The sequence below is a fragment of the Lewinella sp. LCG006 genome (genome assembly GCF_040784935.1).
Taxonomy (GTDB): domain Bacteria; phylum Bacteroidota; class Bacteroidia; order Chitinophagales; family Saprospiraceae; genus Lewinella.
Genome location: NZ_CP160680.1, coordinates 1,327,385 through 1,342,324, shown reverse-complemented (window position 1 = coordinate 1,342,324; position 14,940 = coordinate 1,327,385). Strand labels below are relative to the sequence as shown.

Here is a 14,940-nt window from a genome sequence, read left to right as displayed (position 1 = left end):
CGTGCTTACGCTTTGTTATCCAACGCACGTCGTTTGCGGTAAGCAACAGCTCCACGATAGACCAGTCCGGCAAAAAGCCCTACCCCTAATAGTAAATACAGGTAGTTGAGCCTCCCCACCTTTCCGTAAACGGCAATGAAAGAAATGCTCACGAGAAAGAGGGTAGGTACTTCGTTGAATATCCTAAACTGCCAGGCGGAAAACGGTCGCTCTCCAGCTTCCATCCTGATAATTAGTTTTTTGCAATAAAGATGATAAGCGGTAAGGAGTACGAGCAGCAGCAGTTTTAGGTGCAACCACCCAGGAGTACCCGTTGAAAAATAGCCATAGGACGTCACGCCTGCTAAATCAAGCCCCAGCATGGTAAGCCCAGCTAGCCAGGTGATCATCATCGCTGGATTGCAGATGATTTTATAGACACGCCAGGCCATCGCTTGAAACTGTTCGGTGAGGATGCTGCGCGCAGGTTCGTCCCGCTCGTCAGCTTCGACCAGGTACACGAAAATGCGCACCAGATAGAATAGACCTGCAAACCAGGAAACGAAACCGACCACGTGCAGGGCCTTGAAGAAAAAGTTGGCGTCCATATAATTGAGCTTGCTTTTTTGTGTTTGATCACAAAGGTAAGCACCATTTCTAGCACTGGCATCATCTTGTCTGGGTATGCATAAACTACCAGGTAAGTAAAATTATCAAATCCATCAGTATTGTGAGTTAAATTCGCTTTACCAAGTACTAAGTACCCAGTACCATGTACTGGCAGGTCGGCAACGAGTGACGCCTACTAGCGATGACTAACTACCGAGCTGACCTACAATCTTACCTGTCATGAAAAGAACCATTGCCAGAAGAGCCGCTCCGGAAGTAAATGCCGGAAGCATGGCCGACATCGCTTTCCTCCTCCTGATTTTCTTTTTGGTTACCACCACCATCATGTCCGACAGTGGCATATTGGTGAAGTTGCCGCCCTGGGATCCGCTGAGTGAACCAGGGTCGGTTAATTCCCGTAATATTTTACGCGTCGCCATCAATGCTAATGATCAAATCCTGATCGAAAGTAAAGTGGTTAGTTTAGGGGATGTCCGCGAGGGAGCAAAGAATTTTATTATGAATCCGACCAGTGACGTTGATTTAGCGGAGACTCCTAATAAAGCCATCATATCCTTGATCAATGATCGCAGTACCAGCTACGATATTTACCTCAATGTTTACAACGAACTGAAAGCCGCCTACAATGAACTGTGGGAAGAAGCTGCCCAGCATCGATTTCAACAGCGGTTTTCCGAATTGAGTGAACCTCAGCAGCGAAAAATTCGTGAGCACATCCCCTTTGTGCTTTCAGAAGCGGAGCCGACGGAGTATTAAGGGATTACGGTGGTAAAACCTGTCAGGCAGATTCATGAATTCGTGTGTCAGACAAATTCGTGAATTTGCCCTGTAATCCCCTTCCTTAAATGCCCTTATAATCCCTCGTATGGTTCAAAAAAACACTTATGTGCCTTCCAGTGCCTCATGTGGTTCAAAACAAACAAAAACGCCCCGGAACAACCGTCCCGAGGCGCCTTTTAGCTATACTAAGTACCGAGTACCAAATACCCCGTACTTCCTTTTAATGCAAAATCACCACTTCTCTCGTCTGCACTTCCTGCTCACCAGCCGTTAGGCGGAGTAGGTAAGTCCCGTTAGGGAAACGGCGGGTATCAATGCTCAAGCCTTCTGGTGCCCAGGTGTCCTGCTCCGTGCGGAAGAGTTCCTGACCGAAGAGGTTGTACATGGCTACCGTCACCGGCCTGTCTTCCTGCACCTTGGCTTTCACCATCAGCTGGTCACTCACCGGATTCGGGTACACATTCATGCTGAATGCGCCATCATTACCGTTTCCGGTAAAGTCTCCCTCGTCGTCAGAGAAGTCACAGACTACGGTTACTGAAGCGAGGTACTCACAGCCGTTGGCATCGGTGATCAATACACTGAAGGTCTGCGTGATGTACCCCATCGTGAACAGGATCCCTGGAAGGGTAGGATCGGTCGTGATGTAGCCGTCTTCCAGCGGGAAGGTCAGCTGCCACTGGTAGGTGTAGGGCGGTGTGCCACCGGTGGGGGTCACACCCAGACGGTTGTTGTCGCTGTTACACTCAATGACGGGGCCGCCGAAGCTGAAGGTAGCGTTGATGTCGTTGTTCACCACCAGGATGTTCTGGCTTACCGAGTTGGTATTGCCACAGCTATCGGAAGCTTTCCAGGTGCGAGTGATCAAAAGTCCCTCCGGCGTAGTCGTCGAAGTTTCGGAGAAGAATACTTCGACTTCTTCGTCGTAATCATCGCTGGCGATGACGTTAGCCACTTCTGGTACCGCGGTACAGAATACATCCACATCATCCGGTACGTTGAAGAAGTCCGGTGCATTGTTGTCCACGTAGAAGACGGTCAGCTTAGCCGAGCTGGTGTTACCACAAGGATCAGTCGCGATAAATTTGTAGTCGTAGCGGGCCAGGTAACCATCAGCGGCACAATCGTCGGAAATGGTCGTTTCCACAACTACTTGTGCAGTAATGGTGGCACAGTTGTCCGTCACGGTCACATCGTCAGCAGTCAGGAACAGCGGATCGTTAGGATCACCAAGTCCGTCACCTACGGTAAGGAACAGTTCGTCACCACTTTCCAGACCAAAGACCAGGTCGCTGGTGAAGGCGATTTCCGGCGCCACGTCGTCATCAAAGAAGACTTGCTGTGTCGCTACGGAAGTGTTGCCACAAGCGTCGGTTGCTGTCCAGGTGCGGGTCAGTACTTCGCCGCAGCCGCTTTCACTGCTCATCACTTCTTCAAAGAAGACCTGGGCCTGCTGGCCGGTACAGCCGTCTACGGCAGTTACGACTACGTCGATGCCGGTATTGTTACACATATCGGCGGGTACGCCGCTGAATACGGGGCCTGCATTGTCGAGCACGATGATGCTCTGGACAAAGGTCGTTGCGTTGCCGCAAGCATCGGTCACCGTCCAGGTGCGATCATAAGCTACCGGGTTGGCCGCGCAGCTCACTTCGATGGGCGCACTGTCCACAAAGGTCATGCTGGCAATTTCGCCGCAAGCGTCCGTCGCTTCGATCATGGGGATCTCATCGCCACAGTCCAGCGTCAGTTCGTTGGGGCTGCTCACCACGGGTGGCGTCATGTCCACAAAGTCAATTGTAATGCTCAAATTAGAAGTATTGCCACAAGCGTCGGTGGCCGTCACGTTGAGGCGGTAGCGAGCGAAGTAGCCGTTTTCCTGACAGTCGCCCTCATCCATGAGGCTGAGTTCGATGCTGGAGGAGCCGCTGCCACAACCTGCACCTACGCTGATGGCGGCTTCCAGATCTGCTACAGAGAAGGCAATATCCTGATCACAATCCACGGGCAGTTGGATCAAATCACCGTCCATCACGTCCCCAATTTCTGGGTAGTCGATGGTGATGGTGGGTCCACTGGTGCCGTTGAGGCTGATGCGCTGGGTGTAAGAAGCACTGTTGCCACAGGCATCTTCTGCTGTCCAGGTACGCTCGATGTATTGGCCGCCGTCACAGTCAATCGGATCCGACTGGCTGAAGGTCAGCACCGCCAATTCGCAGTCGTCAACGGCTTGCACATCCGCTACCGGAGGCAGGTTGTCCAGACTGGCGCAGGCATCTTCGGGTAGTCCTTGGAATACCGGTGCTGTTTCATCCACGAGGAACCAATTGATGGTGGCTATGCTTTCGTTGCCACATTCGTCTTTGGTTTTCCAGGTACTTACGAAATGACCAGAGTAACCGTACTCCTGACAATCGAAATTACCCATGTCTTCCAGGGAATAACTCACTTCCGTCTGGCCGCTGCAATTGTCAAAAGCAAGGGCGCTGTTGGCAATGATCTGGGAGATGTTGCCGTATTCGGAACATTCGATGTACACATCCTGGCCAGGTTGGTACTGATCAATATATTCGTCGGTAAACTCGATGACGGGTGGGGTGGTGTCCTCTACGGTCACGACCTGCGTTTCTACGCTGGTGTTGCCACAACCATCAGAAGCCAGCCAGGTGCGGGTGAGGGTGTAGTTGTTGGGGCAGTCGCCATCGGTACGTACTTCGTTGAAATTGTAGATCACTTCCGAACAGGAGTCAAACGCTTCCAGCTGAGGTACGGGAGCGGTCTCATCGCACTCGATGGTCACATCAGCAGGCGAAGAGGTAAAGGCGGGCGGAGTGGTGTCGATGATCTCGGTGAAGAGGGTGTAGACGGTCGTGTTGCCACAAATATCCTGCACGGTAAACACCTGCTGCCAACGCGTAAGTACATTGCCCACACAGGGGCCATCGTACAGTTGTGTCAAGACCTCCGTAATTCCAGCAAAATCGATAGCGGAGCAGTTGTCAGAAATCGTCAGTTCGCCAATATCGATCAAGGGATCCCAAGTCGTCGAAGGTAGGTCGCACTCTACGACATAAGTACCTCCGTCAAGAATACCGTTGAAGCTCACCTCGGGGCCAGTATTGTCGATGAAGGTGTAGTTGCACACGAAAGGCTCGGAGAAGTTACCACAACCATCGTCCGCAATGAAGGTAATGGTGATAACGCGGCTACAGGTGCCATCGTCCACCACGGTAATATCATCGACGGTGATGGTCAAATCGCCTTCGGCGGTGCAGTTGTCACCTACACAACCTTGGAGTGGGAGAATATCAACGCCACCTACCGTCCAGCCGGTAAACACGTCGATCTCATCGCCTTCGTTGAGGGAGATGGTGGCATCGGCGGGGCAGACGTTGCCATCTTCGGTGGTAAATACCGCATCAATCTGGCAAGCCAGGTCGAAGACTGGGGCGGTATCATCAATGAAGAGGTAGTTAAAGGTAAAGGACTCGGAGAGGTTACCACAGCCATCGTCGGCGATGAAGGTTACAGCAATATTACGACTACAAGTGCCATTGTCCGTTACGGTGATATCGTCGACGATGACAATGAAGTCGTCTTCTGTTCCACAATTGTCGGAGATACAACCGGCCAAAGTAGGCTGTGCATTACCTCCCACAGAGAACACATCGTTCACCCCAAATTCATCGCCTTCGTTGAAGGAGAAGGTAGCATCCGCTGGGCAGACTCCACCCGTTTCCGTGGTATAGGTCTGGTCAACTTGACAAGCGGCATCGAACACCGGAATGGTATTGTCTTCGATGGTATAAGTGAATGTAAACGGCTCGGAGTTGTTGTCACAGCCATCGTCCGCGATAAAGGTCACGCTAAAGATGCGACTGCAACTACTGGCGTGTGTGATTGTAATGTCTTCCACCGTCACGGTGATTTCTTCGTCAAGGGCACAGTTGTCACTTACGCAGCCAGCTAGGGAAGGAACGGTATTGCCTCCTACGGTCCAGGTATCGCTTAAAGTAAGCTCATCTCCTTCATTGAGGGAGATGGTCGCATCGGCCGGGCAGTCGCTACCTCCCTCGGTATTGAAGGAGAAGTCCGTCTGACAAGCATCGTTAAAGACGGGTGCTTCCTCGTCTCTAATAATGATAAACTGCTCACAAGAGACAGGCTCTCCACAACCCTCAGCGGTCCAGGTACGGATAATCACGTAGGCACCGTTGTTGCAGCGCATCGTGATTTCATCAGTGTAAGTTACGGGCACGTTACCACATTCATCCGTTGCTGTTGCCATGCCGGTATCGGCCGGATCGGTTGAGTCGCCGCAAGTAAGATCCACCTGCGCTGGGCAGGTGATCATCGCATCCGACGTATTCTCAATTGTAAAGCGAGTGATGATACGATCTTCCGCGATGTTACCACACTGGTCTCGGATGGAAAATTCGTTGACGAGTGTGGTGCTGCAGTCGGTTGTGTTTTCTTCGTAAGAAGTGAATAAAGTATATTCTAAATCGGCTAAGTCTGAACAGTTATCGGTGACACAGGTACTCAAGTCCAGGAAGAGGGAGTACGGGCCACCACCACCAGAAGCAGCAGTAAATCCACCAGCCGGACCGATCGCAAACCACTCGTCAGTCGGGGTGTTGGGGCCTAAGGGGCCGGGGCAGCCTTCAAAGGTGGCTGTAAACTCGGCGCAATTAACCACTGGTGCTGAGGTGTCTTCAAAGTTAGCGACAATGGTCACTAAATCGGTAGAGATGTTACCACAAGCATCGCGGATGTCGTAGGTATTGGTAAGTATTTGGCCACAACCATTGGGATTGTCAACGACATCAGAACTGACCAGTCTGATGCCAAAGCCGGTAAAGTCTGTAGAGCAGTTGTCACTTACGCAGCCACTTAAATCTAATTGATAAAGACCACCCAAGCTACCGCCTGTTAATCCCAGAGCGATGTTGACCATACCATTGGCTGCTAAAGCACCAAAGTTACCACTGGGGACGTTCGGAGCTAAGTCAGCAGAGCAGCCATTGCTAAAAGTCGTCGTAAAATCAGCACAGCTAACCGTCGGCGGGGTATCATCTACGACGGTGATGGTTTGTACACAAGTACTGGTCATTCCACAAGGACTGGTAGCGGTCCAGGTACGGCTAATGGTTTCGGTATTCCCACAGCCAGGTGCCGAGCTGTCGCTAAAAGTAACGGTTGGTGTTCCACAGTCGGTAGTAGCTGTTGCCATGCCGGTAGCATCAGGGTCAGTAGGCATTCCACAGGCTACCATGGCATTGGCTGGACAGGTGATCAATGGAGGAGTATCAGCCGCACTGTTATCAATCGTAATTTTGGTGATAATGTTATTGTCGGATACATTGCCGCAACCATCGCGCAGGGCAATCTCATTGACCAAAGTGATCGCACAGCCTGCTACAAAATCCTCGAAGTAAGAATCAACAAGAGTGTATTCAAAATCCTCGAAATCACCACAATTGTCACTTACGCAGCTATTGAGGTCGACATCTACCGTATAACTACCACCGGAGGTGGATTGGAAGATGCCATTGGCTGGTACAGCTATCCAATCACCGCTAGGGTTGTTCGGGCCTAGGCCATCTGGGCAATCCTGAAAGGTTGCTGTAAATTCTGCACAGGTGATCTCCGGGCCTTCGTTATCTTCAAAAGTAGCTATGATGGTTATCAGGTCCGGAGAGATATTATCGCAAGCATCTTTGATCTCGTAGGTATTCGTCAGCGTTTGGCTACAACCATCACTGGTGCCAAGGATAGAGCTTTGCAGGCGAATACCTAATTCACCCAGTGCGGAGACATCATCACTTGCACAGGCACTAAGGTCCAGATCATAGAATACTGTTCCCGGGAAGCCCAGGCCAAGAGACACAATACCATTGGCGGGAATGGGACCAAAGTTACCATTGGGGTTGTTGGCACTCACATCATCTGGACAACGGGAGTCAAAGCTGGGAGTGAACGTCGCACAGGTCACGCTGGGTGGCGTATTGTCCCCAGTAACCGTGCCTTGAATTTCTATATTGTCAAAACGCCAGGTACCGGTGCCGGCTTCTGCATTGTAGCCGTAAATTCTAAAGATCACCTTCGACTCGTTCAAAGTCTGCATAAAGGTCTGCGTACGCCAATCCGTATTGTCAGGAATTGCCGTGCCAATACTGCCTCCATACAACTGGTTAGGGGAAAAAGCGTCTACCGCCGACCAAATGACATCAAGGGTAGCAGGCCCAGTTCCCGAACGCCGCTCATCAAAACTGATGCCAGTGACGTTGAGCTCGAAGCAAGGGTCGGTGGTTTCCACCGAAATTTGGAGATACCGGTCGGCTGCGAGACCACCCGTGGGCCAGCCATTTCCGGAGTAAGCGTCGGTGCTGCCATTTCCCGCCGGAAAAGAAACGCTTCCAACTCCTGGGCCAAATACGGCTGCTGTAGCGGTTACGTTAGGAGCTACCGTAGTGGCTGCCGCTACCTCCCCTTCAAAATCCCAAGTGGCCAACTGAGCACTCAAGGCAAGACTGACCGTTGATAAAAGGAGAATTAAAAATGATCTTGGAAAAAGAATACTAGATAGGGAGCAATAGCGCCCAATGCTGGTGTTGCATGTTTTCATCAAATAGGGTTTAAAAAAAATGATTAAATGTAGTTGGTGTCCATATTGCTTTTGGGTTCGTATGCAAATATGACCCAAATGTATTATTTGAAAGTTAACGCTATGTACCCCTTTTCTGAAATTTGGCTACTCTATGAATTCTGTTAGTTGCAAGAAAAAATAAATAAAGCCGGATTTGAACGTCAGGCAAATTCGTGAATTTGCCCTTTACTGCTCTTCCTTAAATGCCCCCTGTTCGGCGTTGGCTTCGCCTGCGTCGGTGTTTACGCAAAATTCCGTTTTGCATTGGCAAATTCGTGCGTTAGGTAAATTCGTGAATTTGCCCTGTAATCCCCTTCCTTAAATGCCCTTATAATCCCTCGTATGGTTCAAAAAAACACTTATGTGCCTTCCAGTGCCTCATGTGGTTCCAAACAAACAAAAACGCCCCGGAACAACCGTCCCGAGGCGCCTTTTAGCTATACTAAGTACCGAGTACCAAATACCCCGTACTTCCTTTTAATGCAAAATCACCACTTCTCTCGTCTGCACTTCCTGCTCACCAGCCGTTAGGCGCAGCAGGTAAGTCCCGTTAGGGAAACGGCGGGTGTCAATGCTCAGTCCTTCTTGCGTCCAGGTATCCATTTCCTGGCGGAAGAGTTCCTGACCGAAGAGGTTGTACATGGCCACCGTCACCGGCCTGTCTTCCTGCACCTTGGCTTTCACCATAAGCTGGTCACTCACCGGATTCGGGTACACATTCATGCTGAATGCGCCATCATTACCGTTTCCGGTAAAGTCTCCCTCGTCGTCAGAGAAGTCACAGACTACGGTTACTGAAGCGAGGTACTCACAACCGTTGGCATCGGTGATCAATACACTGAAGGTCTGCGTGATGTACCCCATCGTGAACAGGATCCCCGGAAGGGTAGGATCGGTCGTGATGTAGCCGTCTTCCAGCGGGAAGGTCAGCTGCCACTGGTAGGTGTAGGGCGGTGTGCCACCGGTGGGGGTCACACCCAGACGGTTGTTGTCGCTGTTACACTCAATGACGGGGCCGCCGAAGCTGAAGGTAGCGTTGATGTCGTTGTTCAGCACCAGGATGTTCTGGCTTACCGAGTTGGTATTGCCACAGCTATCGGAAGCTTTCCAGGTGCGAGTGATCAAAAGTCCCTCCGGCGTAGTCGTCGAAGTTTCGGAGAAGATCACTTCCACTTCTTCGTCGTAATCATCGCTGGCAATGACGTTAGCTACTTCTGGTACCGCGGTACAGAATACATCCACATCATCCGGTACGTTGAAGAAGTCCGGTGCATTGTTGTCCACGTAGAAGACGGTCAGCTTAGCCGAGCTGGTGTTACCACAAGGATCAGTCGCGATAAATTTGTAGTCGTAGCGGGCCAGGTAACCATCAGCGGCACAATCGTCGGAAATGGTCGTTTCCACAATTACTTGTGCGGTAATGGAAGCACAGTTGTCCGTCACGGTCACATCGTCAGCAGTCAGGAACAGCGGATCGTTAGGATCACCAAGTCCGTCACCTACGGTAAGGAACAGTTCGTCACCACTTTCCAGACCAAAGACCAGGTCACTGGTGAATTCAATTTCTGGCGCCACGTCGTCATCAAAGAAGACTTGCTGCGTCGCTACGGAAGTGTTGCCACAGGCATCTGTTGCTGTCCAGGTGCGGGTCAGTACTTCGCCGCAACCGCTTTCACTGCTCATCACTTCTTCAAAGAAGACCTGGGCCTGCTGGCCGGTACAGCCGTCTACTGCGGTTACGACTACATCGATGCCGGTATTGTTACACATGTCGGCGGGTACGCCGCTGAATACGGGGCCTGCATTGTCGAGCACGATGATGCTCTGGACAAAGGTCGTCGCGTTGCCGCAATTGTCCGTCACCGTCCAGGTGCGGTCGTAGGCCACGGGGTTATCCGGGCAGCTGGTGTCAATGGGCGCACTGTCCACAAAGGTCATGCTGGCAATTTCGCCGCAAGCGTCCGTTGCTTCGATCATGGGGATCTCGTCGCCACAGTTCAGCGTCAGCTCGTTGGCACTGCTCACTACGGGGGGCGTCATGTCCACGAAGTCAATCGTAATGCTCAAATTAGAAGTATTGCCACAAGCGTCGGTGGCCGTCACATTGAGGCGGTAGCGAGCGAAGTAGCCATTTTCCTGACAGTCGCCCTCGTCCATGAGGCTGAGTTCGATGCTGGAGGAGCCGCTGCCGCAGCCTGCACCTACGCTGATGGCGGCTTCCAGATCTGCTACGGAGAAGGCAATGTCCTGATCACAATCCACGGGCAGTTGGATCAAATCACCGTCCATCACGTCCCCAATTTCTGGGTAGTCGATGGTGATGGTGGGGCCACTGGTGCCGTTGAGGCTGATGCGCTGGGTGTAAGAGGCACTGTTGCCACAGGCATCTTCTGCTGTCCAGGTACGCTCGATGTATTGGCCGCCGTCACAGTCAATCGGGTCCGACTGGCTGAAGGTCAGCACCGCCAATTCACAGTCGTCTACGGCTTGCACATCCGCTACCGGAGGCAGGTTATCCAGGCTGGCGCAGGCATCTTCGGGTAGTCCCTGGAATACAGGTGCGGTTTCGTCCACGAGGAACCAGTTGATGGTGGCGGTGGCGGTATTGCCACATTCGTCCGTGCTGGTCCAGGTGCTGACGAAGTGGCCAGAGTAGCCGTATTCCTGGCAGTCGAAGTTACCCATGTCTTCCAGGATGTAAGTCACCGGGGTATTTCCAGAGCAATTGTCGGTCGCCTTCGCACTGTTGGCGATGATCTGGGAGATGTTGCCGTATTCGGAACATTCCACAAAAACATCCTGGCCAGGTTCGTACTGATCAACATATTCATCGGTGAATACGATGACCGGTGGGGTGGTGTCTTCCACGGTTACTACTTGTACTTCGCTGCTGCTATTGCCACAGCCGTCGGTAGCGGTCCAGGTACGGGTGAGGGTATAGTTGTGGGGGCAACTGCCGTCGGTACGTACTTCCGTGAATCCGTAAACGACCTCGGAGCAGGAGTCGAATGCTTCCATGTCCGGTAGCGGAGCGGTCTCATCACACTCGATGGTCACATCGGTGGGTGAGGAGCTAAACACCGGCGGCGTAGTGTCAATAATTTCAGTAAACAAGGTATAGACGGTCGTATTGCCACAGACATCCTGCACGGTAAACACCTGCTGCCAGCGCGTAAGTACATTGCCCACACAAGGGCCGTCGTACAACTGCGTCAACACTTCGGTAATGCCGGCAAAATCGATGGCGGAGCAGTTGTCAGAAATGGTTAGTTCACCAATATCGGTGAGCGGATCCCAGGTGGTAGAAGGGAGATCACATTCGATCACATAGGTACCTCCGTCGGGAATTCCGTTGAAGCTCACTAGGGGGGCGGTATTGTCGATGAAGGTGTAGTTACATACAAAGGGTAATGACGTATTGCCACACTCATCAATAGCGAGAAAGGTCACGGTAATCGTTCGACTGCAAGTGCCATCGTCGACAATGGTGATATCGTCTACCCTGATGATCAGATTGTTATCGATTGTACACTCATCTTCTACGCATCCACTGAGCGGGAGGATAGGGATTCCGCCAACGGACCAACCGTCGTTGACCGTGATTTCATCACCTTCACTAAGAGAGATGGTGGCATCGGCAGGGCATACATTACCGTCTTCTGTGGTAAAGACGACATCAATTTGGCAACCCAGATCCCAGACTGGAGCAATACTTTCGCTAAAGACATGACGGACCACGATGAGATCTGTGGATACGTTTCCACACTCATCGCGCATGAGATATTCATTTACAATGGTTTTCGGGCAGATACCTTCCGAGTAGGAATCAACGAGGCTGATTTCAATATCAGCCAGATCAGTGTAGGTATCACTTACACAGCCATCCAGATCAACCGTTTGAACGTAGATACCACCAGCTACACTTTCGAAGCTGAGGTCGGGACCAATGGTAAACCAAGTATTGTTAGGAATGTTGGGGCCAATAAGCCTGGGACAAGCCTCAAAATTTTGACTGAAGGCACCACAGCTATTGGAGGGAGGTGCAGTGTCAGGAGATGGGTTAACTGTGATGTTGATTTCGTCAAAGCAGTTTAAACCGCCACCGTCGTCCTCGGCGCGCAGGGTATAGTTGCCAGGAGGCAATGGGCCAAAGTCACCTGTGGTGTTGCTGTCGTTTACGGGGCCGCTCAGGACGAAAGTGACGAGGCCGGCGTTATTGGATGGAATACCGAAAATATTACCATCATTTTCGCCAGGGCAGGATTCGTCAAAAACGATGGCAATGAGATCGATGGTACAGTCTCCACAAGCACCAAGACAGTCGCGTGAATCAATATGGTTCTGAATGCGGGTAATGTTATTCGCCGTCCAGGTGGTAGCACCACAAACGATGTTTGGCCACATGATGGTGGTGTTGTTTGCTTCGCTGTGAACACCATCGAAAACGTGACCAATCTCATGGGCACTCAAAGCCCGAAGACAGTTGGAAGAGTTTGAAAAGTCTTCACATACGTTGTAACGGTTGCTGCCGCACACATCCCCGATTGCATCAGCACAACCGATTAACCCGAAGTTAGTAGAGATGTCGTCGTCGTCATCTTCATTACAGCCTCGGATGTCCTTGGCTGTCCAAAGTTGACCAAGATCATGGCTGGCAAAGTTCACTCCCGCCCACGGCCGGAAAGCATCCAGGATATTGAACGCTTCGGTACCTGCCGCATCGAAAGGATCGGATGCCAGTGTTGTTGCTACGAATTGATCGATAATCACAAAGCTCAGGCTAAAATCGTCATACAACGGTTCCATCAGGTTGGTGACGTTGAGGATGAAATCGTTGACGGCCATTACCGAACCATATCTGGTAAACATCGTAAAGTCTCCAGCCGTCGCCATCTCCACTTCCAGGCATTCCATCATTTTCAGCGGGTCGGTAGTTCCTTTCGGGTCGTCAGGATGAGGTATTGCGTAACGCTTACCAGCATTGTGAACACACTCCACCTCAGGGTCTGTCAAGATGTCGTTTACTTCGTAAAAAACGTACTGGTTTTTAGGCAATCCATCAATTAATCGGCTTAATGGTTCGAGGTAATAAATATTGTCTCCGCTTACCAAGCGGGTAATCAGGTAGTCCTCAGTGATCGTGAAGCGAGTATCGTCGGTTCCTGTACGTCCCTTGAAGGTGATGTTGGGGCGGGGAGGAAGAACCTCGTGGCCGCGGTCGGTAATCGCTACTTCCCGGTAGTTCGGGCCACGCAGGTCATTGTGCTCTAAGTAGACCTCCCATATTTGCTGGTCGAGTTGTAAGGAGAACTCAAACGCATTTCCGCTGCGGGTGAGGGCTTGTAGCTTGGTAATGTCGAGTTCAAACACTTCGTATTCAGCGAAGCTTTCGTTGAGGGCAGGGTGTTTGGCGTTGAGTTTTTTCCCAATAAGTGAATTGGATTGGGCACCAATAGCACTCATGAATAATAGGCAGACTATCGCGAAACAAATACTCCGATAGTACGAGGAAAATTTTTTCATAATGGAAAATTTTGTTGAATTAAGGTGTTATCAAAATGGTAGGTTTAGTGCTAGACTTGTTTCCGTCAAAACACTTAGGTGTCCCGAAGTATCACACGGCCTTTGCCTGGGGGTAAAGCCAGGAAATGGAAATGGAATACGACAGGTCACTGACCCGCTCAATATTCAAATGAGACGATAAAGAAGAAGCTTTGTAAAGGGGTAAGAACGACTGGTTGAGTGGGCTATTTCTGTTAAATCACAGAAGTAGAGAAGGTTAGTTGATGTTTTATCCGGCTGAATTTGCTAGCATTTATCCTCAGGGAAAGTGCTACAAAATGAATGATAAAAGATGGTAGGAAAGTATTCCAATAGAAGCGGGGTGTGTTGAGTTTTGGCATTACGGGAGGGTTTTGTTTTTAGGATTTTTATCATGCACCCAAGGGGGAGATGATAATAAGCTCTGGTTTTAGACACTTAAATATAGGGGTTTTTTCACATGCGTGAAAGAGGAAGTCCATAGATTTATATAAAATACCATGAATTCCACTATTACTTGTTTGTGGTACGAGTCATTTATTGATAAGTTCGTTTCGGCTACCGTTACCGTTGAAGACAATTATTTTGCAAATAATTTTTCCAGGGCTTTCCGTTCTTTTAAGGCAGCCTGGTAACCGATCTGAAAAATTTCTTTAATCCGTCTGGTATTGATGAGGCTGTATTCTTCCAACTCCTTGGGAATGATAACCATATCACATGCTTGAAACTTAGGCAGGGAGGTTTGGGTGACGCTGATTTGAAAAGCTCTTTCGGCAACCGTGAAGGCTGTTTTTAACTTGGAGGCGGGCTTCAAGGGGAGCGGGTTGACGTAGACGCCCAATGTTTTTTCGCAAAGAGGCAACAAAGGCTCAATGGGGAAATTGTTGGTGATTCCTCCGTCGGAATACAATACGCCATTGATTTCAATGGGGGCAAACAGCAGTGGAAAAGCGGCGGAAGCCAGTAAATTTTTAATCAAAGGCCCCTGGTTGACAATTTCTCCGAGGCCCGTTTCAAGATTGGTGCGCGTAATAAAGAGCGGTTTTGCTAAAGCTGAAAACTGATCTACAGGGAATTGTTCGGCCAGACTTTGGGCAAATCGGTCAAAGACCAAAATCCCTGGTTTTCGGCGAGCATAATTGCGCCAGGTGATCGGTTTGTTTTTAAGGAAAAAGGCCAGCGATTCTTCGGCAGTATAGCCCGCCGCGTAAAAAGCACCCACCAAAGCACCGGCGCTGGCACCAGCGATGATGTCTGGCTCCAGATCCGCTTCTTGCAAGAACTTAAGGACGCCCAAGTGCGCGATACCCCTGATGGCACCGCCCGATAAAACCAAGCCTGTTTTTTCTTTATTTTGCATT

The 14,940-nt window shown here is 50.6% G+C and carries 5 protein-coding genes; 1 reads left to right on the top strand and 4 read right to left on the bottom strand.

Going from position 1 to position 14,940, the window contains the following annotated elements:
* Positions 1–5: 5 nt before the first annotated feature.
* On the bottom strand, positions 6–587 hold the full coding sequence (locus AB0L18_RS04660; RefSeq protein WP_367391417.1) for a CopD family protein: 582 nt from the start codon (positions 585–587) through the stop codon (positions 6–8).
* Between the two features lie 241 nt (positions 588–828).
* Here AB0L18_RS04660 and AB0L18_RS04655 point away from each other — a divergent pair, with 241 nt between their 5' ends.
* Positions 829–1,365 (top strand): ExbD/TolR family protein, encoded by a 537-nt coding sequence (locus AB0L18_RS04655; RefSeq protein ID WP_367391416.1) that lies wholly within the window; start codon positions 829–831, stop codon positions 1,363–1,365.
* Positions 1,366–1,609: 244 nt separating this feature from the next.
* Here the strand turns inward: AB0L18_RS04655 and AB0L18_RS04650 are convergent, their stop codons facing one another.
* The 3 genes from AB0L18_RS04650 to AB0L18_RS04640 form a co-directional block, all read right to left on the bottom strand.
* Entirely contained in the window at positions 1,610–8,017 is a 6,408-nt protein-coding gene (locus AB0L18_RS04650) for a T9SS type A sorting domain-containing protein (RefSeq protein WP_367391415.1), read from the bottom strand.
* Between the two features lie 498 nt (positions 8,018–8,515).
* Positions 8,516–13,561 (bottom strand): T9SS type A sorting domain-containing protein, encoded by a 5,046-nt coding sequence (locus tag AB0L18_RS04645; RefSeq protein ID WP_367391414.1) that lies wholly within the window; start codon positions 13,559–13,561, stop codon positions 8,516–8,518.
* Positions 13,562–14,159: 598 nt separating this feature from the next.
* On the bottom strand, positions 14,160–14,939 hold the full coding sequence (locus AB0L18_RS04640) for a patatin-like phospholipase family protein (protein WP_367391413.1): 780 nt from the start codon (positions 14,937–14,939) through the stop codon (positions 14,160–14,162).
* Position 14,940 lies beyond the last annotated feature (1 nt).